Origin of the sequence: Bacillus massilinigeriensis (genome assembly GCF_900111815.1) — a bacterium.
GTDB lineage: Bacteria > Bacillota > Bacilli > Bacillales > Cytobacillaceae > Mesobacillus_C > Mesobacillus_C mediterraneensis.
This window is the reverse complement of sequence record NZ_LT630004.1, coordinates 1,972,508-1,996,581: the sequence shown is the minus strand read 5'-3', so window position 1 is coordinate 1,996,581 and position 24,074 is coordinate 1,972,508. Positions and strand designations below refer to the sequence as shown.

General features: G+C 43.1%; 25 protein-coding genes and 1 other annotated feature. Of the genes, 24 read left to right on the top strand and 1 reads right to left on the bottom strand.

Annotated features, from left to right (window positions below; translation table 11 throughout):
• Positions 1-25 precede the first annotated feature (25 nt).
• From dnaK to mtaB, 5 genes are all read left to right on the top strand, one after another.
• On the top strand, positions 26-1,855 hold the full coding sequence (gene dnaK, locus BQ5796_RS10475) for a molecular chaperone DnaK (protein ID WP_071460181.1): 1,830 nt from the start codon (positions 26-28) through the stop codon (positions 1,853-1,855).
• A 156-nt stretch (positions 1,856-2,011) separates the two neighbouring features.
• A complete protein-coding gene (gene dnaJ / locus BQ5796_RS10470; RefSeq protein WP_071460180.1) occupies positions 2,012-3,133 on the top strand; it encodes a molecular chaperone DnaJ in 1,122 nt (373 codons plus the stop codon).
• Positions 3,134-3,152: 19 nt separating this feature from the next.
• On the top strand, positions 3,153-4,091 hold the full coding sequence (prmA, locus tag BQ5796_RS10465; RefSeq protein ID WP_071460179.1) for a 50S ribosomal protein L11 methyltransferase: 939 nt from the start codon (positions 3,153-3,155) through the stop codon (positions 4,089-4,091).
• A gap of 109 nt (positions 4,092-4,200) precedes the next feature.
• Entirely contained in the window at positions 4,201-4,950 is a 750-nt protein-coding gene (locus tag BQ5796_RS10460) for a 16S rRNA (uracil(1498)-N(3))-methyltransferase (protein WP_071460178.1), read from the top strand.
• Between the two features lie 6 nt (positions 4,951-4,956).
• Positions 4,957-6,303, top strand: a complete 1,347-nt coding sequence (mtaB, locus tag BQ5796_RS10455; RefSeq protein ID WP_071460177.1) for a tRNA (N(6)-L-threonylcarbamoyladenosine(37)-C(2))-methylthiotransferase MtaB — start codon at positions 4,957-4,959, stop codon at positions 6,301-6,303.
• Positions 6,304-6,357: 54 nt separating this feature from the next.
• Here the strand turns inward: mtaB and BQ5796_RS10450 are convergent, their stop codons facing one another.
• Positions 6,358-7,284 (bottom strand): Na/Pi symporter, encoded by a 927-nt coding sequence (locus BQ5796_RS10450; protein WP_071460176.1) that lies wholly within the window; start codon positions 7,282-7,284, stop codon positions 6,358-6,360.
• A gap of 203 nt (positions 7,285-7,487) precedes the next feature.
• Here BQ5796_RS10450 and rpsU point away from each other — a divergent pair, with 203 nt between their 5' ends.
• The 19 genes from rpsU (at position 7,488) to BQ5796_RS10360 (ending at position 24,003) form a co-directional block, all read left to right on the top strand.
• Positions 7,488-7,661 (top strand): 30S ribosomal protein S21, encoded by a 174-nt coding sequence (gene rpsU, locus BQ5796_RS10445; protein WP_015595024.1) that lies wholly within the window; start codon positions 7,488-7,490, stop codon positions 7,659-7,661.
• Between the two features lie 17 nt (positions 7,662-7,678).
• Positions 7,679-8,125: a GatB/YqeY domain-containing protein gene (locus BQ5796_RS10440; protein WP_071460175.1), complete on the top strand. Its 447-nt coding sequence runs from the start codon at positions 7,679-7,681 to the stop codon at positions 8,123-8,125.
• A gap of 202 nt (positions 8,126-8,327) precedes the next feature.
• Entirely contained in the window at positions 8,328-9,656 is a 1,329-nt protein-coding gene (locus BQ5796_RS10435) for an NfeD family protein (RefSeq protein WP_071460174.1), read from the top strand.
• A 29-nt stretch (positions 9,657-9,685) separates the two neighbouring features.
• On the top strand, positions 9,686-10,684 hold the full coding sequence (gene floA / locus BQ5796_RS10430) for a flotillin-like protein FloA (protein WP_071460173.1): 999 nt from the start codon (positions 9,686-9,688) through the stop codon (positions 10,682-10,684).
• 35 nt (positions 10,685-10,719) lie between these two features.
• Positions 10,720-11,163 (top strand): hypothetical protein, encoded by a 444-nt coding sequence (locus BQ5796_RS10425; protein ID WP_071460172.1) that lies wholly within the window; start codon positions 10,720-10,722, stop codon positions 11,161-11,163.
• 92 nt (positions 11,164-11,255) lie between these two features.
• Positions 11,256-11,540: a sporulation protein YqfC gene (gene yqfC / locus BQ5796_RS10420; RefSeq protein WP_071460171.1), complete on the top strand. Its 285-nt coding sequence runs from the start codon at positions 11,256-11,258 to the stop codon at positions 11,538-11,540.
• A gap of 15 nt (positions 11,541-11,555) precedes the next feature.
• On the top strand, positions 11,556-12,749 hold the full coding sequence (gene yqfD, locus BQ5796_RS10415) for a sporulation protein YqfD (protein WP_071460170.1): 1,194 nt from the start codon (positions 11,556-11,558) through the stop codon (positions 12,747-12,749).
• Positions 12,749-13,708, top strand: a complete 960-nt coding sequence (locus BQ5796_RS10410) for a PhoH family protein (protein WP_071460169.1) — start codon at positions 12,749-12,751, stop codon at positions 13,706-13,708. The genes yqfD and BQ5796_RS10410 overlap by 1 nt, the downstream gene beginning before the upstream one ends.
• A gap of 166 nt (positions 13,709-13,874) precedes the next feature.
• Positions 13,875-16,025 carry an HD family phosphohydrolase gene (locus BQ5796_RS10405; protein WP_071460168.1) on the top strand — a complete coding sequence of 717 codons (2,151 nt, stop codon included), beginning with the start codon at positions 13,875-13,877 and terminating at the stop codon, positions 16,023-16,025.
• On the top strand, positions 16,022-16,492 hold the full coding sequence (ybeY, locus tag BQ5796_RS10400; RefSeq protein WP_071460167.1) for an rRNA maturation RNase YbeY: 471 nt from the start codon (positions 16,022-16,024) through the stop codon (positions 16,490-16,492). Before BQ5796_RS10405 ends, ybeY begins: the two co-directional genes overlap by 4 nt.
• Complete coding sequence (locus BQ5796_RS10395; RefSeq protein WP_071460166.1) at positions 16,470-16,862, top strand: diacylglycerol kinase family protein; 393 nt, start codon at positions 16,470-16,472, stop codon at positions 16,860-16,862. Before ybeY ends, BQ5796_RS10395 begins: the two co-directional genes overlap by 23 nt.
• Before the next feature lie 173 nt (positions 16,863-17,035).
• Positions 17,036-17,194 (top strand): hypothetical protein, encoded by a 159-nt coding sequence (locus BQ5796_RS18145; protein WP_159431000.1) that lies wholly within the window; start codon positions 17,036-17,038, stop codon positions 17,192-17,194.
• Positions 17,181-18,098 carry a GTPase Era gene (era, locus tag BQ5796_RS10390; RefSeq protein ID WP_071460165.1) on the top strand — a complete coding sequence of 306 codons (918 nt, stop codon included), beginning with the start codon at positions 17,181-17,183 and terminating at the stop codon, positions 18,096-18,098. The genes BQ5796_RS18145 and era overlap by 14 nt, the downstream gene beginning before the upstream one ends.
• Positions 18,099-18,263: 165 nt before the next feature.
• Positions 18,264-18,407, top strand: coding sequence for a YqzL family protein (locus BQ5796_RS10385; protein ID WP_071460164.1), 144 nt, complete (start codon positions 18,264-18,266; stop codon positions 18,405-18,407).
• 33 nt (positions 18,408-18,440) lie between these two features.
• Entirely contained in the window at positions 18,441-19,193 is a 753-nt protein-coding gene (gene recO, locus BQ5796_RS10380; protein ID WP_071460163.1) for a DNA repair protein RecO, read from the top strand.
• 49 nt (positions 19,194-19,242) lie between these two features.
• Positions 19,243-19,414 (top strand) — a binding site (T-box leader).
• Positions 19,415-19,496: 82 nt separating this feature from the next.
• The gene (glyQ, locus tag BQ5796_RS10375; protein ID WP_071460162.1) at positions 19,497-20,387 is read left to right on the top strand and encodes a glycine--tRNA ligase subunit alpha; all 891 of its coding nucleotides are present in this window, start codon (positions 19,497-19,499) and stop codon (positions 20,385-20,387) included.
• A complete protein-coding gene (gene glyS, locus BQ5796_RS10370; RefSeq protein ID WP_071460161.1) occupies positions 20,380-22,452 on the top strand; it encodes a glycine--tRNA ligase subunit beta in 2,073 nt (690 codons plus the stop codon). Before glyQ ends, glyS begins: the two co-directional genes overlap by 8 nt.
• Positions 22,453-22,518: 66 nt before the next feature.
• Complete coding sequence (ccpN, locus tag BQ5796_RS10365; RefSeq protein ID WP_071460160.1) at positions 22,519-23,157, top strand: transcriptional regulator CcpN; 639 nt, start codon at positions 22,519-22,521, stop codon at positions 23,155-23,157.
• Between the two features lie 30 nt (positions 23,158-23,187).
• Entirely contained in the window at positions 23,188-24,003 is an 816-nt protein-coding gene (locus tag BQ5796_RS10360) for a pyruvate, water dikinase regulatory protein (protein ID WP_071460159.1), read from the top strand.
• Positions 24,004-24,074: the final 71 nt, after the last annotated feature.

Below are 24,074 nucleotides of genomic sequence, written 5' to 3'. Positions count from 1 at the left end.
TATCACATTTTCTGGAGGTATGAACATGAGCAAAATTATCGGTATCGACTTAGGGACAACGAACTCTTGCGTTGCTGTCCTTGAGGGCGGCGAACCTAAAGTAGTTCCGAATCCTGAAGGTAACAGGACAACTCCGTCTGTTGTCGCGTTCAAAAACGGTGAACGTCAGGTTGGGGAAGTGGCAAAACGCCAAAGCATTACGAACCCAAATACTATTATGTCTATCAAACGCCATATGGGTACAACTCATTCGGTTGAAATTGAAGGCAAAAAATATACACCTCAAGAAGTATCTGCCATCATTCTGCAACACTTGAAATCCTATGCAGAAGATTACCTTGGTGAAAAGGTAACAAAAGCAGTCATCACAGTGCCTGCATATTTCAATGATGCTGAGCGCCAGGCAACAAAGGATGCAGGAAAAGTTGCAGGCCTTGAAGTTGAAAGGATTATCAACGAACCAACTGCTGCTGCCCTGGCCTACGGGTTGGACAAAATGGACGAAGATCAGACAATCCTTGTGTATGACCTAGGTGGCGGTACATTTGACGTTTCTATCCTTGAGCTTGGAGATGGAGTGTTCGAAGTAAAAGCAACTGCAGGTGATAATAAGCTTGGTGGAGATGACTTCGACCAAGTGATTATTGATTACCTTGTAGAACAGTTCAAAAAGGAAAACGGTATTGATCTTGGAAAAGATAAAATGGCACTGCAACGTTTAAAAGACGCAGCAGAAAAGGCGAAAAAAGACCTTTCCGGCGTAACCTCTACGCAAATTTCTCTGCCGTTCATTACAGCAGGAGAAGCTGGTCCTCTTCATTTGGAATTGACCCTGACACGGGCGAAGTTTGAAGAACTGTCTTCCGATCTTGTTGAACGTACGATGGGGCCTACACGCCAGGCATTGAAAGATGCTGGTTTGAGTGCTTCAGAAATCGATAAGGTAATCCTTGTCGGAGGTTCAACACGCATTCCTGCCGTGCAGGAAGCAATCAAGAAAGAAACTGGAAAAGAGCCGCACCGCGGTGTTAACCCAGACGAAGTTGTTGCAATGGGTGCAGCTATTCAAGGGGGAGTTATCACTGGAGATGTGAAGGATGTCGTTCTCCTTGACGTTACACCTCTATCTCTTGGGATTGAAACAATGGGAGGAGTATTCACGAAGCTTATTGATCGTAATACAACCATTCCTACCTCAAAATCCCAAGTGTTCTCTACTGCTGCCGATAACCAGACTGCTGTAGATATCCATGTGCTTCAAGGGGAAAGGCCAATGGCTGCGGATAACAAGACGCTTGGACGTTTCCAATTGTCCGAAATTCCACCAGCACCTCGTGGTGTCCCGCAAATCGAAGTTTCCTTCGATATCGACAAAAACGGCATCGTGAACGTTAGAGCAAAGGACCTTGGTACAAACAAAGAACAAACGATAACCATCAAGTCATCCACAGGACTAAATGATGAGGAAATCGATCGCATGGTAAGAGAAGCCGAAGAAAATGCAGAAGCAGATAAGAAGCGCAAGGAAGAAGTAGAGCTGCGCAATGAGGCGGATCAGCTTCTTTTCGCAACAGACAAGACATTGAAGGATTTAGAAGGAAAAGCAGATGAAGCGGAAATCTCCAAAGCAAATGCCGCTAAGGAAGAATTAAAAGCTGCTATTGAAAAGAACGATATCGATGAAATCCGCACGAAAAAGGATGCATTGAATGAAATTGTTCAAAACTTGACTGTCAAGCTTTATGAAGAGGCTGCTAAACAGGCGCAAGCCCAGCAAGGCGAGCAAGGTTCTGATAAGGCAAAGGATGACAATGTTGTCGATGCTGAGTTTGAGGAAGTGGACGACAATAAATAAGAAACAGACACCAGAGTCAAAGTCAGGGATTCTCTTGACTTTGGCTTTTTCTTTGAACGAGATGAGAACTAGGTGCATAAATGATGAAATGATTGCGTTTTTTTATAGCGGAATGTTAAAATAATTTTTATGTGAAAAGATTCGGGAGTGGTAATCATGTCGAAAAGGGATTACTATGACGTCCTCGGTGTAGCGAAGAGTGCTACTAAGGACGAAATAAAAAAAGCTTATCGGAAGCTATCCAAAAAGTATCATCCGGATATAAACAAAGAGCCGGATGCCGATGAAAAATTTAAAGAAGTAAAAGAAGCATACGAAGTACTTAGTGATGAACAAAAGCGTGCTCACTATGATCAATTTGGTCATACTGATCCTAACCAAGGCTTTGGCGGTGGGGATTTTGGCGGCGGTTTTGGCGGATTTGAAGATATTTTCAATTCGTTCTTTGGAGGTGGAGGAAGGCGGCGAGATCCAAATGCGCCTCGGCAAGGTGCCGATCTCCAATATACGATGACATTAAGCTTTGAAGAAGCTGTGTTCGGGAAAGAAACGGATATTGAAATTCCGCGTGAAGAAACATGTGAGACATGTGATGGGTCTGGGGCCAAACCTGGAACGAAACCTGAAACATGTAAGCATTGTCATGGCAGTGGTCAACTTAATGTGGAGCAGAATACACCGTTTGGCAGGATTGTCAATCGACGTACATGTCCATACTGTAATGGAAGCGGTAAAGAAATCAAACAAAAATGTTCAAGCTGCCATGGTTCCGGAAAAGTTCAGAAGAGGCGGAAAATCCATGTCAAGATACCGGCAGGTGTAGATGATGGCCAACAGCTAAGAGTAGCTGGAAAAGGAGAACCTGGCACCAATGGAGGCCCTTCAGGCGATCTTTATATTGTTTTCCATATTCGTTCCCACGAATTTTTTGAGCGCGATGGTGATGATATTTACTGTGAAATGCCGATTACGTTCGTACAAGCTGCTATTGGAGATGAGATTGAAGTACCGACGCTCCATGGCAAGGTAAAGCTTAAAATTCCAGCTGGGACGCAGACTGGAACAAGATTCCGCTTGAAGGGGAAAGGAGTGCCGAATGTTAGAGGATATGGTACTGGTGACCAGCATACAATTGTTCGTATCATGACTCCTACAAAGCTGACCGAAAAACAGAAGGAACTGTTAAGAGAGTTTGCAGATGTAAGCGGGCAAACGCCTCTTGGCGAACACGAAGAAAGCTTTTTCTCTAAAGTGAAGCGCGCCTTCAAAGGTGATTAAGATTGGAGCTGCAACTATTATGAAATGGTCAGAAATCAGCATTTTGACAACGAATGAGGCAATCGAGCCGATCTCTAACATCCTTCATGAAGCAGGAGCAAGCGGTGTGGTCATCGAAGACCCGTTTGAATTGCATAGGGATAGAGAAGACCAGTTCGGTGAGATTTATCAGTTGAATCCAGCCGATTATCCTGCCGAAGGCGTTATCGTAAAAGCTTACTTGCCTGTAAACAGTTTTCTTGGGGAAACGGTTGAAGAAATTAAAGCGGCGATCAATAATCTTGTCCTTTACAATATTGATATTGGGAAAAACAAGGTGACAATCAGTGAGGTAAATGAAGAAGATTGGGCGACAGCCTGGAAAAAATACTATAACCCTGTTAAGATCTCTGAGAAATTCACCATTGTTCCAACCTGGGAAGATTACCAGCCTGTGAATAGCGATGAACTGATTATCGAGCTCGACCCCGGTATGGCATTTGGTACAGGTACGCATCCAACTACGGTCATGTGCATTCAAGCTCTTGAACGCAACGTCAAGGCTCATGACCGTGTAATAGACGTGGGCACAGGGTCGGGGGTTCTAAGTATCGCAGCAGCAAAATTGGGAGCTTCAGAAATAGAGGCGCTTGATTTGGACGAGGTAGCAGTCAATGTAGCAAGGCTTAACATCAAGTTAAATCAGACACAAGAAGTAACAAAGGTTAAGCAAAGTAATCTTCTTGATGGTATCGAAGCAGGCGCAGACATTGTCGTCGCGAACATCCTTGCAGAAGTAATATTACGTTTTGCTGAGGATGCGGCAAAGGTTGTAAAATCGGGAGGAAAATTCATTGCTTCTGGAATCATCCAACAAAAGAAAGACTTGGTTAAACAAAAAATGTTGGAAGCAGGATTTCACATTGAAGAAATCCTTTCGATGGAAGACTGGGTAGCAATCGTTGCAGTAAGGAAATAGGCCTGAACGAGAAAAAGGGGCATTAATTTACCCCTTTTTTCTGCTTTTCCTTTCATGAAAGTTTCGGCGTTTCTGCCGACAATACTAAAGGTGCTTGGAGGTCGTTTTAGTGCAGCGATATTTTACAGAATCCGTTCCTGTGGAAGGCATGTTCACTATTTGCGGTGAAGATGCTCGGCATATCATGAAAGTGATGCGAATGGTTATAGGAGATCGGATTTTTTGTGTTAGTCCTGACGGCAGGACTGCATTATGTGAACTTGTAAATATTACCGGTGAACACGCTGAAGCAGCCATTGTAGAATGGGAGGAAAGGTCTTCTGAATTGCCCGTTTCGATTACAATAGCGAGCGGTTTGCCTAAAGGGGACAAATTGGAGTATATTATCCAAAAAGGCACAGAACTGGGAGCGACAGCGTTTGTCCCTTTTGCTGCATCCCGCTCCGTAGTGAAATGGGATGAAAAAAAGGCAGGCAAAAAAACAGAACGTTTGATGAAAATTGCAAAGGAAGCTGCGGAGCAGTCGCATCGCAGTCGAATCCCACGCGTTTTTTCACCTGTTTCCATAAAAGAGCTTGCGGACCTTTCCACCGACTGCTCATATAAGCTGATTGCGTATGAAGAGGAAGCGAGACGAGGGGAAACATCAAATCTTGCAAAAACGCTTGGCAGTATGAAAGCAGGTGAAACACTGTTTGCTGTTTTCGGTCCGGAAGGCGGTCTGTCTGAAGGGGAAGTTGCATTCCTGAAAGAGAACGGTTTCCGCGAATGTTCGCTTGGCCCTCGCATATTGCGGACAGAAACAGCTCCATTGTATTTGCTTTCAGCAGCATCCTATCAAACTGAACTAATGAGGTGAATTTAAATGCCCAAAGTGGCTTTCCATACACTTGGCTGCAAAGTCAATCATTACGAAACAGAAGCCATCTGGCAGCTGTTCAAGGAACAGGGCTATGAAAGAGTTGAATTCGAATCAGCTTCCGATGTTTATGTTATTAATACATGTACGGTGACCAATACAGGGGATAAAAAAAGCCGCCAAGTAATCCGAAGGGCAGTTAGAAAAAACCCGGATGCGGTTATTTGTGTAACAGGCTGCTATGCTCAGACTTCTCCCGCCGAAATTATGGCAATCCCTGGAGTCGATGTAGTTGTCGGAACACAAGACAGGACGAAAATGTTAGGTTACATCGAGCAGTATAAGAGAGAGCGACAGCCGATTAATGGAGTTCGAAACATCATGAAAAACCGTGTATATGAAGAGCTTGATGTTCCAGCATTCACCGATCGCACAAGAGCTTCCCTTAAAATACAGGAGGGGTGCAATAATTTTTGTACTTTCTGTATCATTCCATGGGCGCGCGGCCTTATGCGTTCGCGTGATCCACAGGAAGTAATACGCCAGGCACAGCAGCTAGTAGACGCAGGCTACAAAGAAATCGTGCTGACAGGCATTCATACAGGCGGGTATGGCGAAGACATGAAAGATTACAACTTTGCCGGGCTTCTACGCGATATCGAAGCGGAAGTGAAGGGACTTAAACGTTTGCGTATCTCCTCCATCGAGGCGAGCCAAATTACGGATGAAGTTATTGATGTAATCGATCAATCGAAGATTATTGTTCGCCATCTCCACATTCCAATTCAATCGGGTTCCAATACCGTTTTAAAGAGGATGAGACGGAAATATACAATGGAGTTTTTTGCTGAGAGAATCGAGCGATTAAAAATGGCGCTTCCTGGATTGGCTGTCACTTCGGATGTTATTGTTGGTTTTCCGGGGGAAACAGAAGAAGAATTCATGGAAACGTATGACTTTATTAAGAAACACAAATTTTCCGAACTGCATGTTTTTCCATACTCAAAACGAACTGGAACTCCTGCTGCACGAATGGAGGATCAGGTCGATGAGGAAGTGAAAAGCGAAAGAGTTCACAGGCTGATTAATCTATCCGACCAGTTGGCTAAAGAATACGCATCCAGCTTTGAAGGTGAAGTGCTCGAGGTCATTCCTGAAGAGCCTTTCAGGGAAGCAGGTGCGGGTTTTTATGCCGGCTATACGGATAATTACTTGAAAATAGCTTTCCCGGCAAAGGAAGACATGGTTGGCTGCATTGTGAAAGTGAAAATCTCAAAAGCTGGTTACCCTTATTGCATTGGTGAATTTGTAAGGATCGTGGAAAAACGGGAGGAAAAATCAGCGGTATTGTAGCTAATAGTTATTGAGGAACAGGCCATGTCGCATAAGCGGCATGGCCATTTTTATCTATTGATTTCTTCCGTGCAATTTTAAAATGAACCTGCTAAATCCATCGGCAAACGGAAGGACAGCAATGGAAGATACAAGGTTATACAGTACGCTCGCGTGGGCGAGCTGGACTTCCGGGCGAGCTGCTGTTAAGGGTGCTATCGCCGCATAACTATCTATCAATGGAAGAAAAGCAAGCGCACCTCCGATATTAAGCCAAAGATGAGCATATGCAGTCAAATGCCCCTCTTTGCCCGCCCCGGCAGAAGCGAGCAATGCTGTAGCGCATGTACCGATGTTCGCTCCAAGCATTGCGGCAAGTGCTGTATCAAATTCCATCAATTCCTGTGCCAAAAATCCCATTACAATGCCAGTCATTGCGGTACTAGATTGGATGAGTGCCGTAAAGGCTGCCGCTAAAAGGATTGCGCAAAGATGGCTGCTATCCATTTGTTGCAGCAGGCTCTCAACCGATGTAAATTCTGTCAAGGGGCCTGCTAGAAACGTAAACCCTCTCATGGCAACAAATACAGCAGCAATGCCAAAAGTAACTTTGCCGATATTTTTAAATAGAGAAGAGTTGAAAGCAATTAGCATAGCCCCGGTGACAGCAAGCGGAACAATGAAAAAATCGATATTGATCGTTATCAGTTCAAGGGTAAAGGTCGTCCCAACATTCGATCCGAGAATGATGCCGATTGATTGCCTGAAGGTTAACAAACCAGCGGAAATTAAACCTATTGTCAGTACCATCACTGCAGAGCTGCTATGTAGGAAGGCGGCTGCAATACACCCGGAAACAAAACCTTTCCATGGGGAGCCGACCATCTTTTCCAGCTGTTTTTTCATGGACGATCCTGCACTGTGAAACAGACCTTGTCGAAGTAAGGCCATGCCAGCAATGAACATGAGGATAAACAATAGAAACAGTATCACAACACCCATATTGATTTCCACCCCTCGCTTCATTCTTATGAAAAAAAAGGCTGGACATGCAACATTATCGTAAAAGCAAAAAAGAATAGGTATATTCAAGGCAGAAACAGCTATTTTCGGTTGACCTTGCAGTGCTGTTATATTATAATTGCAAGGTACATGGTTTCCATGTTTTGATGTAAGTGTGTTGTGTTCGGAGGGAGGGAAAGAGAATGTCTAAAACTGTCGTTCGTAAAAACGAATCGCTTGAAGATGCTCTTCGACGCTTCAAACGTACTGTTTCTAAATCCGGTACAATTCAAGAAGCTAGAAAGCGCGAATTCTATGAAAAGCCTAGTGTAAAGCGGAAGAAAAAGTCTGAAGCTGCAAGAAAACGCAAGTTCTAAGAGAGGGTGGGAATTCATTGAGTCTTCTCGAGCGTTTAAATAAAGATATGGTCCAAGCGATGAAGAACAAAGAAAAAGACAAACTCACAACCATTCGGATGATTAAGTCTTCTTTGCAAAACGAAGCTATTAAGCTCGGGAAGCAGGAGCTGTCCGAAGAGGAAGAGTTGACCGTACTTTCTCGCGAAATGAAACAGCGTAAAGATTCCCTCCAGGAATTTGAAAAAGCAGGTCGTGAAGACCTAGTGGAAAAGCTGCGAACAGAAATTACCCATGTTGAAGTTTATATGCCGCAACAGCTCAGTGAGGAAGAACTGACTGAAATCGTCAAGGAAACAATTGCTGAGACAGGAGCAGCTTCTAAAGCAGATATGGGAAGAGTGATGGCGGCAGTCATGCCTAAAGTAAAAGGCAAGTCAGACGGCGCACTCGTCAACAAACTTGTACAACAACACCTTTCATAAGAAATGAGCTTAAAGACTCCAGGCAAGCGCCTGGAGTCTTTTTACCATACTGTTTAGGCAAGGTGGGCATTATTTCTCCGGGTATGTTATAGTAAATCTATACATAATTTTACATAGAAGAAAAATTTCTTGGGTACTGGAACTTTTATACGAGGAAAAACGTAGTAAAATCACGGATTAAATTTCTTCCTGGAAAGGGGAGATGTTAGTGAAGAAAAGAAAACTGCTGCCGACCTTCCTCATCCTTATCTTTTTGACCCTTACAATTGGTGGATTAGACAGAGTAGGTACAGAAGCGGCGGGAGAGAAAGTGGTCGTTGTCCCAGTAGAGGAAACGGTGGAGAAAGGGATGCACGCTTTCCTAAAGAGAGCAATCGCGGTTGCGGAGAAAGAGAATGCAAAAGCGATTATCCTTGATATTGATACTCCCGGCGGGGCAGTAGACGCTGCTGCAGGAATTGGAAAGCTCCTGTCCGATACTGACATTAAAACAGTTGCCTTTGTCCATAAGCAGGCATTATCGGCAGGTGCCTACATCGCATTGAATGCGGATGAGATTTATATGGTACCGGGAGCAGTCATGGGTTCAGCTGCAATCATTGACCAAAATGGAAACGCTGCGGGGAAGAAAGCAGAATCGTATTGGCACGCAGCGATGAAGACGGCTGCCGAAGAAAACGGAAGAGACCCGATTTATTCCCTTGCAATGGCGGATGAGAGGGTGGATTTGCCGGAGTACGGGGCTGGAAAAGGAAAGCTCTTAACACTTACTTCTAGTCAAGCAGAAAAAGTAGGGTATTCGGAAGGAACGGTAAAAAATTTGGATGCGCTGCTACAAGAAATCGGCCTTGAGCATGCAAAGATGGTGAAAGTAGAGGAAAGCTTTGCAGAAAAGGTTGCCAGGTTCCTGACGCATCCTGTTGTGGTACCAATTCTGATGACGATTGGGACGCTGGGACTTGTGCTGGAGCTTTACTCTCCTGGATTCGGCATTCCTGGGTTCATGGGGATTTCCGCGCTGCTGTTGTTCTTCTATGGTCATCTAGTTGCAGGGTTTGCAGGCTATGAATCCGTTATTCTTTTCGCTATAGGGATTGTGCTTGTCGTATTAGAATTTTTTGTAGCGGGAGGAATTGCTGGCGGTATTGGCTTTGTCTCCATTATTTCGAGTTTCTTTCTGGCATCGGGCAATGTCACTCACATGGCAATCTCTTTATTGATTGCTCTTGCCGTATCAGTATTGGCAAGTATTTTGATGATAAAGGTGTTGGGGAAAAGAATGAGACTTTTTGGAAAGATTGTGCTTGCAGACTCAACAAGTACAGAAAAAGGGTATATCTCCAATGCGAACAGGCCGGAACTAATAGGGATAGAGGGAATAACAGTGACCCCTCTGCGTCCAGCTGGAACGATTAGGATTGGAGAGGAAAGAATTGATGTTGTTTCCGAGGGAGGTTTTATCCAAAAAGACACAGTAGTTACTGTCATTAAAACAGAAGGCTCAAGGATTGTTGTAAGGGAAAAAGATTAAGAAATTATGGAATAGTTGGAGGTATTATGATGATAATAACTGGGAGTGCATTTACGATTATCGCAGTAGTTCTCGGGCTGATTTTGCTCGGAATTTTATTCACCCTTGTACCCGTCATGCTCTGGATCTCGGCATTAGCTGCCGGAGTAAAGGTCAGCATCTTCACACTGATTGGGATGCGTTTGCGCCGGGTTATTCCGAGCAGGGTTATCAATCCTTTAATTAAAGCTCATAAAGCTGGATTGAATGTTACGACAAATCAATTGGAAAGTCACTACTTAGCAGGAGGAAATGTAGACAGAGTTGTGAACGCCTTGATCGCTGCTCATCGTGCAAATATTGAGCTTTCATTTGAACGAACGGCAGCAATTGATCTGGCTGGCCGTGATGTTCTTGAAGCGGTTCAGATGAGCGTTAACCCGAAAGTAATCGAGACACCATTCATTGCAGGCGTTGCGATGAACGGTATTGAAGTAAAGGCGAAAGCAAGGATTACGGTAAGGGCAAATATTGAGCGCCTAGTTGGGGGAGCAGGAGAAGAAACAGTAGTAGCTCGTGTCGGTGAAGGCATTGTTTCAACGATTGGTTCTTCTGAAGATCATAAAAAGGTATTGGAAAATCCAGATTTGATATCACAGACAGTTCTTTCCAAAGGACTTGATGCAGGAACAGCTTTTGAAATTCTATCAATTGATATCGCGGACGTTGATGTAGGCAAAAATATCGGAGCGGAACTGCAGACAGAGCAGGCGGAAGCAGATAAGAATATCGCCCAAGCGAAAGCGGAAGAGCGCAGGGCTATGGCAGTGGCGCAAGAGCAGGAAATGAAGGCGCGGGTAGAGGAAATGAGAGCGAAGGTTGTGGAAGCCGAAGCGACAGTACCGCTAGCCATGGCTGAAGCGCTGCGCGAAGGTAACATCGGCGTGATGGATTATATGAATTACCAGAACATTTCTGCTGATACAGACATGAGGGATTCCATCGGTAGACTTGGCGGAAACAAAAAAGGCGATAATAAAAATGAGTAAGAATAAGCTAAATCCTTGCGGAGGAGGTTTGCTCCATGGAGGATCTGCTCGGTAACCCGATAATCATTGCAATAATCATCGGAATGGTTTCAAGTTTTTTTGGCAAAAAGAAAGAAAACAGCAAAACGGAGGATCCCAGACGTAAAGAAGCTAAATCTACCGATAAAGGGCAAATGCAGCAGCGTTATGCTGATACAAAAAAATCTGCAGCTAAGGCCAAGCAAGTAGACAGCAAACGTCCGGTTAGTACCAGGACAAAACAAAATGCTGCGAAGCTTGACGGAATAGCAAAGCCAACAGAACAAACTGCAAGCGAATTAATCATCAGAGACAGCAGATTAGTCAAGGAACCATCATCAACCGTTAAATACATTAAGCCAGAGTTGAAAAAGGATGGAGACAGCCTTCTGAGCGGCCTGATATGGGCGGAAGTTCTTGGTCCTCCTCGTGCTAGAAAACCGCATAAATCCCGTCGCTAAATCGTAGATAATATAACGGTTGGACAGTCAGAAAAATGTGCTAGAACCCCCTTTCATTTCATACATATGAGATGAAAGGGGGTTCTTTTGTTATGGCGAAAAAATTGGGCCAACGCTTACGGAACTGGATGACCCAAAGGATGGACCTTCCGCAGGATGTCATGATGGATCTCCCCCGCATCACTATGATTGGGCAAATCCATATATATATTGAAAACCATCGAGGTCTGCTTGCTTTCTCAGATCGTGAGCTTCGTCTCCTGTTAAAGCAGGGGCAGCTTCTTGTCAAGGGCAAAGCATTTGTCATAAAAACCATCATGCCCGAAGAAATACTCCTTGAAGGACAAATCGATCAGGTGACATATATAAACGAATAAATCGGGAGGCTTATGATGAAAAATCACTGGTCATCAATTTTTACCGGAATAACAAAAGTGAAGATAACTGGAAAAGGCATCGAGCGATTCCTTAATATGCTGACGAGAAATAATATTAATATTTGGAATGTTAAGCGGCATGGACCGGAAGCAGTCACTTTCCAAATGGGACTAAGGGATGTAAAGCGGATTAGGATGCCCGCAAGGCAAAGCCAATGTAAAGTACGCTTTATTGAAAGGGGGGGCGGCCCTTTCTTTTTAATGAAACTTTGGACAAACAGCGGCTTCGTTGCCGGAGGATTAGCATTCCTTATTGTCATCTTCCTGTTGTCTAATATGGTATGGGGAATTGAAATAAAAGGTGCAGCACCAGAAACGGAACATAAAATTCGAAGGGAACTATCGAAGCTTGGCGTCAAAAAAGGGAAGCTTCAATTCACAGTGAAGGACGTCGATGATATACAGCGAAGCCTGACGAATAGGGTGAAAGAACTTACATGGGTAGGTGTGGAACTCAAAGGAACAACCTATCATCTTCAGGCAGTTGAAAAAGAAGAACCAGAACAGCCCGAAATGATAAAACCTAGGAATCTTGTCGCAAAAAAAAAGGCGCTAGTTGTAAAAATATTTGTTGAAGAGGGCAATCCAATTACGACGGTTAACGAATATGTGAAACCTGGGCAAGTTCTTGTTTCAGGCCTGATTGGCAAGGAAGGAGAAGAAAAACAGGTGCCGGCAAGAGGAGAGATACTTGGGGAAACTTGGTATAAGACTTCCGTCGAACTCCCATTAAACAGCAAATTCAAAGTATTCAGTGGAAAGGAAAAGAGGAGTTATTATTTGTCTGCTTATGGTGGGAAAGATTTAAAAATATGGGGATTCGGGAAGCACTCCTTCAAGGAGTGGGAAATTGAAACGAATGGAAACCAGCTGAAATTTTTAAAATGGCAAATTCCACTTCACGTTAGGTCGGAAACAGTTCGGGAAAGAGAGGAAGTGCTTCGTGTCTACAATAAAGAGCAGGCAATTGAAAAAGCAAAGGAGCTTGCAAGAAGAGATATAAAAAGGATGATTCCTGAAAATGCTATAATAAAAAGTGAAAAAATTTTACACCAGTCAATCGGGAATGATAAAGTAAACGTAACAGTTTATTTCCGAATCATAGAAGATATTGCAATGGGACAACCAATTATTCAAGGAGACGAGTAATGACAGCAGACTTGAAAACGATCGATGTACAGCTGGAAAATACAGAAGAGGCAGTGTCATTGTTCGGCAATGCCGATGCAAATCTGAAAGTACTTGAACAGGAGCTTGATGTGTCAATCATTACAAGGGGTGGCACGCTACATGTGACTGGGACGGAAGAAAATATTGAAATAGCCCACTCCGTTCTTGTTAACCTTCTTTCGGTCGTCAGGCGGAGAATCAGCATCTCCCAAAGGGATGTAATCTATGCGTTGGAAATGGCGAGAAAAGGTGCCTTAGATTTCTTTGATGACCTGTATAATGAGGAAATCGCAAGAAATGTAAAAGGAAAGCCGATCCGTGTCAAAACTTTAGGCCAGAGGCATTATATTGACGCCATTAAAAAACATGATATGGTGTTTGGAATGGGCCCTGCAGGTACCGGAAAAACTTATCTTGCTGTGGTCATGGCAGTAAACGCCTTGAAAAACGGCAATGTAGCCAAAATCATCCTGACAAGGCCAGCTGTTGAGGCAGGAGAAAGCCTCGGCTTCCTTCCGGGGGATTTAAAGGAAAAAGTGGACCCTTACTTGCGGCCGCTGTACGATGCCTTGCATGACATACTAGGCATGGAGCATACAGCCCGTTTGATTGAGCGAGGAACGATCGAGGTTGCACCGCTAGCCTATATGCGAGGCAGGACGTTGGATGATGCCTTTGTTATCCTTGATGAAGCACAGAATACGACTCCTGCGCAAATGAAGATGTTTTTGACAAGGCTTGGCTTCGGTTCGAAAATGGTTGTTACAGGCGACAGCACACAGGTGGATTTACCAAAGGGCATAAAATCAGGCTTGCTTGTGGCGTCCGATATACTTGAAGGAGTCAAGGGAATTTCTTTTATTAAACTGGAGCAATCCGATGTCGTCCGCCACCCGCTTGTGGGGAGAATTATTGCGGCGTACGAAAAGCATCAATAGTTTTTTTCTGTAGCGCTCTTCCTTTTATGGAGGCGCTTTTTTCTATGTATTGCCAAGCAAGGTAATTAGAAGGTGAAAAAAATGGTGAAAACTGATATGATGTAACATAATCCCAGAATGTTTGACGGTTAATGACAGGATGTCTGGCCGGGACAGGAGGACAGAAATGGAAAAGCTGCAGCGGCTGTTGTCAGCATTATTACATCTATTAAAGCTGACCCCGATTAAATTACTTTTGTTTGCTATGCTAGGAGTAATTATGTTCTTTGCTATGTTCAGCAATGTAAAGCCCGAAAAGCTTGACCTCTCTCTTTTCTCCGTTGCGACAAAGACCATCCGTTCACCAGTAACGGTGGAGGACAGGCTCCAGACAGAGAAAAAGAGAAAAGAAGCAGTGGATCAGGTAGAAGATGTTTACATTCTGAAAAATGAATACACCCAAAATAGAGTTGACTTACTTAATTCTATCTTTGATTCCGCAAAGGAAGTCGAAGAGGAAGCCAAAGCAAAGGGCAAAGAGGGTGGTACTGCAAGCGAAGCGCCTTCCGCTGAAGCGATGCTTGAAGCATATAAGAAAAACCTTACGGACAATGTGACGAAGAATATATCTGACAGAAGTCTTGCTTCGCTTTTAGCTGCAGCTGATGATGAAATAGATATTGCGAAAGACCTTGCAGTGACAGCTGTAAATAATGTGATGAACGAAAGGATATCTGCAGATGATGTAGAGAACGCTAAAAAGCGTGTTGAAGAAGAATTAAAGTATACAAGCCTAAATGGAGATTTGAAATCCGCTGTGATCGAATTAGCTCGCTATGCGGTTATTCAGAACGAATTTTATGATTCTAAGGCGACGGATGAACAGCGTCAGCAAGCACGGGACAGCATCGAGCCTGTGAAGATTTTAGAAGGTCAGATTCTTGTTGAAGAAGGACAGCTCATCAGCAGGGATATATATAAGCAATTAGAGCTAACAGGCCTATTGGAAAGTGAAAATTCCATGTTGCCGTTTATTGGTCTCACTTTTCTGGTGGTAACCTTCTTGGCATTCTTTTATTTTTTATTTCCTGTAAGTGGAAGCGCGGAAACATCCCAGAAGGAACTTTTAATTTTTAGCATTTTATTCGTCTTATCGTTATTAATGATGAAGCTGATAAGCCTTCTACAGGAATTTGATTATTCAGAAATGGGATATGTATTCCCTGCAGCGATGGGAGCGATGCTCGTAAAACTGCTGGTTGACGAAAGAGCAGCTATCTTTCACACCGTTGCTCTGTCCATCTGCGGAAGCATTATATACAATCAGGGGATTACAGGAGCATTGAATATTTCGGTGAGTATTTACATTCTTGCGGGGGGCTTGTCTGCCATTTTATTTTTAAGGGAAAAACAGCATAGGACAAAAATTTTGCAATCCGGATTAGTCGTTAGTCTTGTGAATATTTTCGTCCTTATGAGCTTATTGTTTATCCGAAATATGCATTTAACTGGTGGAGAATATGGAATATATCTTTTGGCTGCCGTTTTTTCCGGCCTTGGATCTGCCGTCCTAGCAATTGGCCTTTTACCGTTTTTTGAAGCTGGATTTGGCTTTTTATCGAGAATGAAGCTGATTGAACTTTCCAGTCCCAATCATCCGCTGATTAGAAAAATACTTACGGAAGCACCTGGTACATATCATCACAGTGTTATGGTCGCAAACTTAGCAGAGTCTGCATGTGAAGCAATCGGGGCGGACGGACTGCTTGCTAGAGTCGGCTGTTATTACCATGATATCGGCAAAACAAAACGTCCCCAGTTTTTTATCGAGAACCAAATGAATATTGAGAATCCGCACGATAAGCTTCCGCCGGAAACAAGCCGTGACATCATCATTGCTCATGCGATAGACGGCGGTGAAATGCTTCGAAAACATAAGATGCCAAAGGAAATCATTGATATTGCGGAGCAGCATCATGGTACTACTCTACTTAAGTATTTCTACCACAAAGCCAAACAGTCAGGCATGGAGATAGTGGAAGAGGAGTATCGATATCCTGGTCCGAAAGCGCAGACGAAAGAGATTGCTGTTATCGGCATTGCAGACAGCGTGGAAGCGGCTGTTCGCTCGATGTCGCACCCTACAAGCGAACAAATTGAAAAGCTTGTAAAAAGTATCATTACAGACAGGCTTCAAGATGGGCAATTGAATGAGTGTGACTTGACGTTGAAAGAACTAGAAACGGTAGCATACTCCTTATGTGAAACATTAAAGGGGATCTTTCACTCGAGAATAGAATATCCAGAAATGATAAAACAGAAGGTGGAACGAGCATGAGACTGGAAATGGACTTATTGGATGAAGTAAATGAATTAACAGAAGCGGATCGAACCCTGCTTAATGATTTGCTAAACCTCGCTGCCGAGATGGAGAGCGTCGAGGAGGGCAGCGAGGTTTCCGTGACAATTGTAAGCAATGAAAGGATTAGGGAAATTAATCGGGAGTATCGCGGCAAGGATGCTCCGACAGATGTTATTTCCTTTGCCCTTGAAGAGGAGGGGGAAGGAGAAATAGCGATAGTAGGTGAAAATATGCCGAGAGTACTCGGTGATATTATCATATCGTCTGCAAAAGCAAAAGAACAGGCACAGGAGTATAAGCATTCCTATGCAAGGGAACTTGGATTTCTAGCGGTTCATGGTTTTCTTCATCTTCTCGGATATGACCATATGAATAAAGAGGATGAGGCAGTGATGTTCTCAAGGCAAAAGGAGATTTTAGATGAGTTTGGGCTTGAAAGGTAAAGGGAAAGAAAGGGGCAGCCTGATAACGGCATTTGGCTATGCGTGGGAAGGGATTGTAGTTTCAATAAAGGAAGAGCGCAATTTGAAAATTCATCTTTTCTTTTTTATAGCGGCTATCGCGCTTGGCATATTTCTCTCGATATCTAAAATGGAAATGTTGATCATCATACTTGCTTCAGGTTGCGTGATCTCTGCTGAAATGATGAATACAGCAATTGAAAAAGCCGTTGATCTTACTTTCAAAGAGCCGCACCCCTTTGCTAAGCTGGCAAAGGATATTGCCGCAGGAGCAGTACTTGTGTTAGCTGTCATCAGCGCTGTCATTGGCATGATGATATTCGGTCCACAGATCTTACAATTTTTTGAATAGCTGCCTTTTGGTGGCTGTTTTTATTGTGATGACGGTTCCGTTGAAAAGGGACAGCAATTTTTGTACAATGGCATAGCATACATGGAAGGAGATTAGTTTTTAGAAAATTTAAAATTTTTTTATCTTTTTTTTGATTAAGACAGTGATATCGGATACAAAATAAGGTAAAATGAATGGAAAGGATAGATGAAGCTTTGGACAGGATGAAGAAAAATAAAGGCAGGAAATTCAGCATGCTGGTTTTGAATAACATCACTAAGGAAATGAAAGCAATAAATGGCCTTCATGTAAAAGGAAGTTCTTGCCTGGAGGTCAATCATGGAAAATTATGAGAAACAGGGTTATAAATCGGGATTTATTTCAATTATAGGCAGACCAAATGTTGGGAAATCAACTTTTTTGAATAGAGTGATTGGGCAAAAGATCGCCATTATGAGCGATAAGCCACAGACAACTCGTAACAAAGTTCAAGGTGTCCTTACAGAAGAAGATGCTCAGTTAGTTTTTATCGATACGCCTGGAATCCATAAACCAAAACATAAGCTAGGCGACTTTATGATGAAGGTTGCACAGAATACCTTGAAGGAAGTAGATTTAATACTATTCATGGTTAACGCAGGTGAAGGTTATGGCCGTGGGGAAGAGTTTATTATTGATAAACTTCAAACAGTTAAGACTCCTGTCTTTCTTGTCATCAATAAAATTGACCTTATCAGTCCAGAAGAACTTATGTCCCTAATTAATGACTATAAGGATAAATTCGGATTCAAAGAAGTTATTCCTATCTCTGCGCTTGAAGGCAACAATATTGACCGTCTTCTCCAGCAAATTAAAGAATATATGCCAGAAGGGCCACAGTACTATCCTGCAGATCAAGTTACGGACCACCCAGAGAGGTTTATTGTTTCTGAACTAATCAGGGAAAAGGCATTGCACTTGACTAGAGAGGAAATTCCTCACTCATTGGCAGTCATCATTGAAAAGATGGAGCGTGAAGAGTCTAAAGATATGGTTCATGTCATGGCTACAATTATCGTAGAACGAGACTCGCAAAAAGGAATTGTTATCGGTAAGCAAGGAAAACTTCTGAAAGAAATCGGTAAGCGAGCGAGGTTGGATATAGAGAATCTACTCGGTTCGAAGGTATATCTGGAGCTTTGGGTTAAGGTTCAGAAAGACTGGCGGAACAGACAAAGCCATTTACGGGATTTTGGTTTCCGTGACGATGAGTATTAATATGCAGTTTACGGGTTGCCCTCAATAGCGTATTTTGTTCACAATAAAATTATTCACAAATGTAATTGACAAATTTTTTTCATCATGAAAAATCACCTGCAGGCCAAAAATACTGTTAAGGATTTGGGAAGTATAGCTAGTTAAAATTTGAAAGGTGGGGTTTTGATGTTGGATTTTACCTGGAGGTTTTTTGCACAGACAGGTAATATTGACACATATCTTCTCTTCAAAGAAATGGAGAAAGAAAGAACAGAAATACCCGGAAATCAGGAGGATGAACTAGCCGAGATTGATTTTCCCATCTCATAAACAGTGTTCTGCAGCACTGGGCGGTGACGGAATATGCTTGAAAAATGCGAAGGCATCGTAATCAGAACGAACGATTATGGAGAAACCAATAAAATTGCAACATTATTTACACGTGAATGGGGAAAGACAGGTGTGATGGCAAGGGGTGCAAAAAAGCCAAACAGCAGACTCTCAGCTGTCACGCAATTGTTTACATATGGTTATTTTCTCATTCAGCGCGGCCGCGGGATGGGTTCCCTGCAGCAAGGGGATATGGTTCAGTCTATGAGAAGCATCCGGGAGGATATATTCTTGACAGCCTATGCCAGCTACATCGCGGAACTAACGGATAAATGTACGGAAGAAAAGAAATCTAACCCGTTTTTATTCGAATTATTATTCAAGACGCTACAGCATCTTGATGAAGGCTACGACCCGGATATTATTGTAAATATTTATGAGATGAAAATGATGAATGTCATCGGCTTATATCCGGTTCTAGACCGGTGTGTGAACTGTGGGAATACAGAAGGTGTTTTTGCTTTTTCCATTAGGGAAGGCGGTATTCTATGCCACCGGTGTATTGGAATTGATCCCTATCACCTCAAGGTTTCGGCGCCGGCCATCAAGCTTTTAAGGCTGTTTTACCTTCTTGATCCATCAAGGGTTGGTAATATTTCCGTCAAAGAAACGACGAAAGCAGAATTGAAAAGAGTGATTACTGCCTATTACGAAGAGTATTCAGGTCTCCACTTAAAGACAAAAAAATTTCTTGACCAAATGGATAATTTGAAGGATAAACTATAGGTTATTGACAACCCTGTATGTTTTCGCTATGATTCTTATTAAAATCACATATGTTGCGGTGAAAAAAAGTAGTACTTATCAACTCTGCAAAAGCGAACCCGGGATGGTGCGAGCCGGGGTGCAGCAGCATAAGGAAGGCGTTTTGGAGCGACATTTTACGAAGAAAGTGGCTGCATCGTGCAGCAAATAGGGTGGAACCGCGGGTAACTCTCGTCCCTATGCCATATTGGCATAGGGACGGGAGTTTTTTGTTTTAATGACTCGTTGGTGAATTCACTCTGATAAAAAAACGGAGGTGGCTAAATGAATATCCAGAATATGATTCTTACATTGCAAAACCACTGGTCCCAGCAAGGATGCATTTTGATGCAGGCATATGATGTGGAAAAGGGTGCCGGAACAATGAGTCCCTACACTTTTCTCCGAGCTATCGGGCCTGAACCATGGAGCGTTGCTTATGTGGAGCCATCGAGGCGCCCTGCTGACGGACGCTACGGAGAGAATCCAAACAGGCTTTACCAGCATCATCAGTTCCAAGTTATTATCAAGCCCTCTCCTGACAATATTCAAGAGCTTTACCTTGAATCCCTGAAGGCTTTAGGAATTAATCCGCTAGAGCATGATATCCGGTTCGTTGAAGATAACTGGGAGAACCCATCGCTTGGTTGTGCAGGCTTAGGCTGGGAAGTATGGCTTGATGGAATGGAAATCACCCAATTCACATATTTCCAGCAAGTGGGTGGCATTGAGTGCAAGCCTGTTTCTGTCGAAATTACTTATGGAATTGAGCGGCTTGCATCGTACATCCAAGATAAGGAAAATGTTTTTGACCTAGAATGGACTAACGGCTTTACCGTTAGAGACATCTTTGGGCAACCGGAATACGAACATTCAAAATATACTTTTGAAACTTCCGATAAAGAGATGCTGTTTTCTCTTTTTCATACATTTGAGAAAGAGGCCCACAGGCAAATGGATGAAGGACTCGTCCATCCTGCCTATGATTATGTGCTGAAATGTTCACACGTTTTCAATCTTCTAGATGCTAGGGGAGCGATTTCCGTAACGGAAAGAACAGGGTATATTGGCAGATGTCGAAACCTCGCCAGAAAAGTGGCAAAGACATTCTATGAGGAGAGGGAAAAGCTTGGTTTCCCGATTTTAGAGCGGAAGGAGCTGACAGAGAATGAATAAACGTAATCTGCTTCTTGAAATTGGTCTGGAAGAAATGCCTGCGCGGTTTATTGATGATTCTATTCACCAGCTTGGCGGAAAAATAACGGATTGGCTCCAGAAAAAACATATAGAATATGGGCAAGTGAAACTCTTCTCCACTCCTAGGAGACTTGCTGTTCTTATATATGATGTGGCTGAACGCCAGGAGGACAGCCGTGAAGAAGCGAAAGGTCCAGCGAAAAAAATAGCTTTAACCCCTGATGGCGAATGGTCAAAGGCTGCCCTTGGATTTACAAGGGGCCAAGGGATGAGTGTAGAAGATATTTACTTCAAGGAAATCAATGGTGTAGAGTATGCCCATGTCAGGAAGTTCATTAAAGGGCAAGAAACCTTCGGACTGTTTGGAGATTTAGAAAACATTATATCCTCTATGACTTTCCCAAAAAATATGCGCTGGGGCAAGGAAGAACTGCGGTTTATCAGACCGATCAAGTGGATTGTCGCTATGTATGGACAGGACGTGATTTCACTGTCAGTTGCAGGAGTTAAAGCAGGGAAGATGACGAGAGGCCACCGTTTCCTTGGGGAAGAGATAATGCTACAGTCTCCAGAAAGCTTTGAAGAAACATTGCTTAGTCAATATGTAGTTGCAGATGCAGAAAACAGGAAGCAGGCAATTCTCTCCCAATTGCAAAGAATTGAAGAGGAAAACGACTGGGTAATTCCTGTCGATGCGGATTTGCTATCTGAAGTAACAAACCTTGTAGAATATCCTACAGCTCTTTTCGGCAATTTTGAAAAAGTGTTTCTAGAAATTCCTGAAGAAGTTTTAATCACATCAATGAAAGAGCATCAGCGTTATTTCCCAGTAAAAGCGAAAAACGGTGAACTGCTTCCTCATTTTGTAACAGTTAGGAATGGAAGCCATCTTCACTTAGATACGGTAGCAAAGGGTAATGAAAAAGTACTAAGAGCAAGACTCGCCGATGCTGCTTTCTTCTACAAGGAAGACAAAAAGCTTGTGATTGAAGATGCGCTTGATAAGCTCAAAACTATTGTCTATCATGAGGAAATCGGAACGCTTGCAGAAAAGACGGAAAGGGTCAGAAGCCTTGCCAACCAGATTAGCCAAAGACTTGGGCTGGAAGCATCCCGGGCTGATGCAGTAGATAGAGCAGCGCAAATTTGCAAGTTTGACCTTGTGACACAAATGGTTTATGAATTTCCTGAACTTCAAGGAATCATGGGTGAAAAGTATGCACTCCAAAAAGGAGAGGCAGAAGCTGTAGCAAAAGCAATCAACGAACATTATATGCCTAGGAATGCAGAGGATAGCACTCCTGCCAGTGATGTTGGGGCGGTTTTGGCGATAGCGGAGAAATTAGATACTATTGTGTCATTCTTCGCGATTGGGGTCATCCCGAGCGGTTCTCAGGATCCGTATGCGCTTAGACGTCAAGCTTCCGGTATCGCACAGACGATCGTTGCCAAGAGTTGGGATATACCGTTGGAAACCTTGATTGGCTTGTCACTTTCGCTTGTTCGGAAAGCAGGTTTTTCCAAGCGAGAGGATAAAGAAATCTATCATGATGTATGCCAATTTTTTAAGCTGCGGATCAAACATCACCTCCAAGAGAAAGGAATTCGCTATGATATTATTGATGCTGTTCTTGGTGGGGAAATAGGTTCTATATCAGGGTTAATGGCTAAAGCGGCAGTAATCCAAAATCATAAGGATGATGCAGGATTTAAGGAAAGCATGGAGTCGCTTAGCAGGGTATTGAACATTGCTTCAAAAGCAGAGACTATGGAAGATATCCATACAGAACTCTTTCTGCATCAGTCAGAGCAGGAGTTATATGAAAAGTATGTTGCTGCAGCATTGAAAGCAGATGAGGAAATCGATGCTGAGGTGCTATATAATAGCCTTGTAGGTCTTGAACCATATATCAGCAACTATTTCGATAATAATATGGTCATGGCTGAAAACCATGAGATCAGAAAAAACCGGTTAAATTTGATGGCGGCAATAGCTGTTCTCATCATGAAACTTGGAAAAGTAAACGAGATTCTTGTGAAATAATTTGATGTCAGCAGCCTGCCTTGATAACGGCAGGCTGCCTTCCTAGAACGGGAAACAGAAACGAGCATGCAGGCGGTGAGTACAATAGAACTGAATAAACGACAGGAACTTATTTTGGAGATTGTCAAGGAAAGCGGACCTATCACCGGGGAACATATTGCTGAAAAGCTTAACTTAACAAGAGCAACACTTAGGCCGGATCTGGCTATTTTGACAATGGCCGGATTTCTTGATGCAAGGCCTAGAGTTGGGTATTTTTACACCGGTAAATCAGGAAACGAGCTGCTTACGGAAAACTTAAAGAAACTTATTGTAAAAGATTATCAATCCATTCCGGTTGTCATCAGTGAGAATCTGTCCGTCTATGATGCCATTTGTACCATGTTTCTGGAAGATGTCGGGACATTGTTTGTCTCAGACACCTCCTCGCATCTGGCAGGAATCTTGTCCAGAAAGGACTTGCTGCGGGCAAGCATTGGGAAGCAGGATTTAAATACTCTGCCTGTCAACATCATCATGACAAGGATGCCAAACATCACGTATTGCGAACGTGAGGAGCTATTGATTGATGCGGCTAAAAAGCTGATAGACAGGCAAATAGATGCCCTCCCTGTTGTAAGAAACAACAAGGATGGCTTAGAGATTGTCGGGAGATTGACGAAGACAAACATAACGAAAGCCTTTGTTGCGCTGGCGGAAGGGTAAAGTGTAAAAAGATGAGGAGGTGGCCTATTAATGAGTAAAAAGACAACCATTTATGTCGTCTCTGACTCTGTTGGGGAGACAGCAGAACTTGTCACAAAAGCGGCTGCAAGCCAATTTGCAGCATCACATATCATGATCAAGAGATTTCCGTTCGTGGAAGACACATCGAATGTGGAAGAGGTCATTAACCTTGCAAAATTAGATGCAGGAATGATTGCCTATACACTTGTTAAGCCGGAAATAAACAGGCATATGAAGGAAGCGGCTGCAAGAGAAGGAATCACAGCAATTGATATTCTTGGTCCTCTGATGAATAGCGTATCTGAGCTTAGCGGAGAGTTGCCGATGTTTGAACCGGGTCTTGTCCGTAAATTGGATGAGGATTATTTCCGTAAAGTGGAGGCGGTTGAATTTGCAGTGAAGTACGATGATGGCAGGGATCCAAGAGGCATTTTGAAGGCAGATATTGTATTAGTCGGCGTTTCGAGAACATCAAAAACCCCTCTTTCCCAGTACCTTGCTCACAAAAGGCTTAAAGTAGCGAATGTGCCAATCGTGCCAGAGGTTGATCCACCCGAAGAACTTTATATGGTTCCGAAAGAAAAATGCTTTGGTCTAAGAATATCAGCCGAAAAGCTGAATGAAATTCGCCGTGAGCGCCTTTTATCGCTTGGTTTGAAAGATACAGCAAGCTATGCAACTGTTGAGCGAATTAACGAAGAGACTGCTTTTTTTAATCGCATCGCAGAAAAGATTGGCTGCCCTGTCATTGATGTAACCAATAAGGCAGTGGAAGAAACAGCGAATGTCATTTTATCCCGAATACATAAGAAGGATTTTGATTAACATAGCACATTTTATGTGCTCTTCTTTTTTGGGGGAAATTTACGGCTAAAAAAGTATAGCAAAATTACCTT

Bases quoted from the DNA above. Each gene is read 5' to 3' on its own strand.
- dnaK (WP_071460181.1), top strand. From the start codon at position 26: ATGAGCAAAATTATCGGTATCGACTTAGGGACAACGAACTCTTGCGTT.
- dnaJ (WP_071460180.1), top strand. From the start codon at position 2,012: ATGTCGAAAAGGGATTACTATGACGTCCTCGGTGTAGCGAAGAGTGCT.
- prmA (WP_071460179.1), top strand. From the start codon at position 3,153: ATGAAATGGTCAGAAATCAGCATTTTGACAACGAATGAGGCAATCGAG.
- mtaB (WP_071460177.1), top strand. From the start codon at position 4,957: ATGCCCAAAGTGGCTTTCCATACACTTGGCTGCAAAGTCAATCATTAC.
- BQ5796_RS10450 (WP_071460176.1), bottom strand. From the start codon at position 7,284: ATGGGTGTTGTGATACTGTTTCTATTGTTTATCCTCATGTTCATTGCT.
- rpsU (WP_015595024.1), top strand. From the start codon at position 7,488: ATGTCTAAAACTGTCGTTCGTAAAAACGAATCGCTTGAAGATGCTCTT.
- BQ5796_RS10435 (WP_071460174.1), top strand. From the start codon at position 8,328: ATGTTAGTGAAGAAAAGAAAACTGCTGCCGACCTTCCTCATCCTTATC.
- floA (WP_071460173.1), top strand. From the start codon at position 9,686: ATGATAATAACTGGGAGTGCATTTACGATTATCGCAGTAGTTCTCGGG.
- BQ5796_RS10425 (WP_071460172.1), top strand. From the start codon at position 10,720: ATGGAGGATCTGCTCGGTAACCCGATAATCATTGCAATAATCATCGGA.
- yqfC (WP_071460171.1), top strand. From the start codon at position 11,256: ATGGCGAAAAAATTGGGCCAACGCTTACGGAACTGGATGACCCAAAGG.
- yqfD (WP_071460170.1), top strand. From the start codon at position 11,556: ATGAAAAATCACTGGTCATCAATTTTTACCGGAATAACAAAAGTGAAG.
- BQ5796_RS10410 (WP_071460169.1), top strand. From the start codon at position 12,749: ATGACAGCAGACTTGAAAACGATCGATGTACAGCTGGAAAATACAGAA.
- BQ5796_RS10405 (WP_071460168.1), top strand. From the start codon at position 13,875: ATGGAAAAGCTGCAGCGGCTGTTGTCAGCATTATTACATCTATTAAAG.
- ybeY (WP_071460167.1), top strand. From the start codon at position 16,022: ATGAGACTGGAAATGGACTTATTGGATGAAGTAAATGAATTAACAGAA.
- BQ5796_RS10395 (WP_071460166.1), top strand. From the start codon at position 16,470: ATGAGTTTGGGCTTGAAAGGTAAAGGGAAAGAAAGGGGCAGCCTGATA.
- BQ5796_RS18145 (WP_159431000.1), top strand. From the start codon at position 17,036: ATGGAAAGGATAGATGAAGCTTTGGACAGGATGAAGAAAAATAAAGGC.
- era (WP_071460165.1), top strand. From the start codon at position 17,181: ATGGAAAATTATGAGAAACAGGGTTATAAATCGGGATTTATTTCAATT.
- BQ5796_RS10385 (WP_071460164.1), top strand. From the start codon at position 18,264: ATGTTGGATTTTACCTGGAGGTTTTTTGCACAGACAGGTAATATTGAC.
- recO (WP_071460163.1), top strand. From the start codon at position 18,441: ATGCTTGAAAAATGCGAAGGCATCGTAATCAGAACGAACGATTATGGA.
- glyQ (WP_071460162.1), top strand. From the start codon at position 19,497: ATGAATATCCAGAATATGATTCTTACATTGCAAAACCACTGGTCCCAG.
- glyS (WP_071460161.1), top strand. From the start codon at position 20,380: ATGAATAAACGTAATCTGCTTCTTGAAATTGGTCTGGAAGAAATGCCT.
- ccpN (WP_071460160.1), top strand. From the start codon at position 22,519: ATGCAGGCGGTGAGTACAATAGAACTGAATAAACGACAGGAACTTATT.
- BQ5796_RS10360 (WP_071460159.1), top strand. From the start codon at position 23,188: ATGAGTAAAAAGACAACCATTTATGTCGTCTCTGACTCTGTTGGGGAG.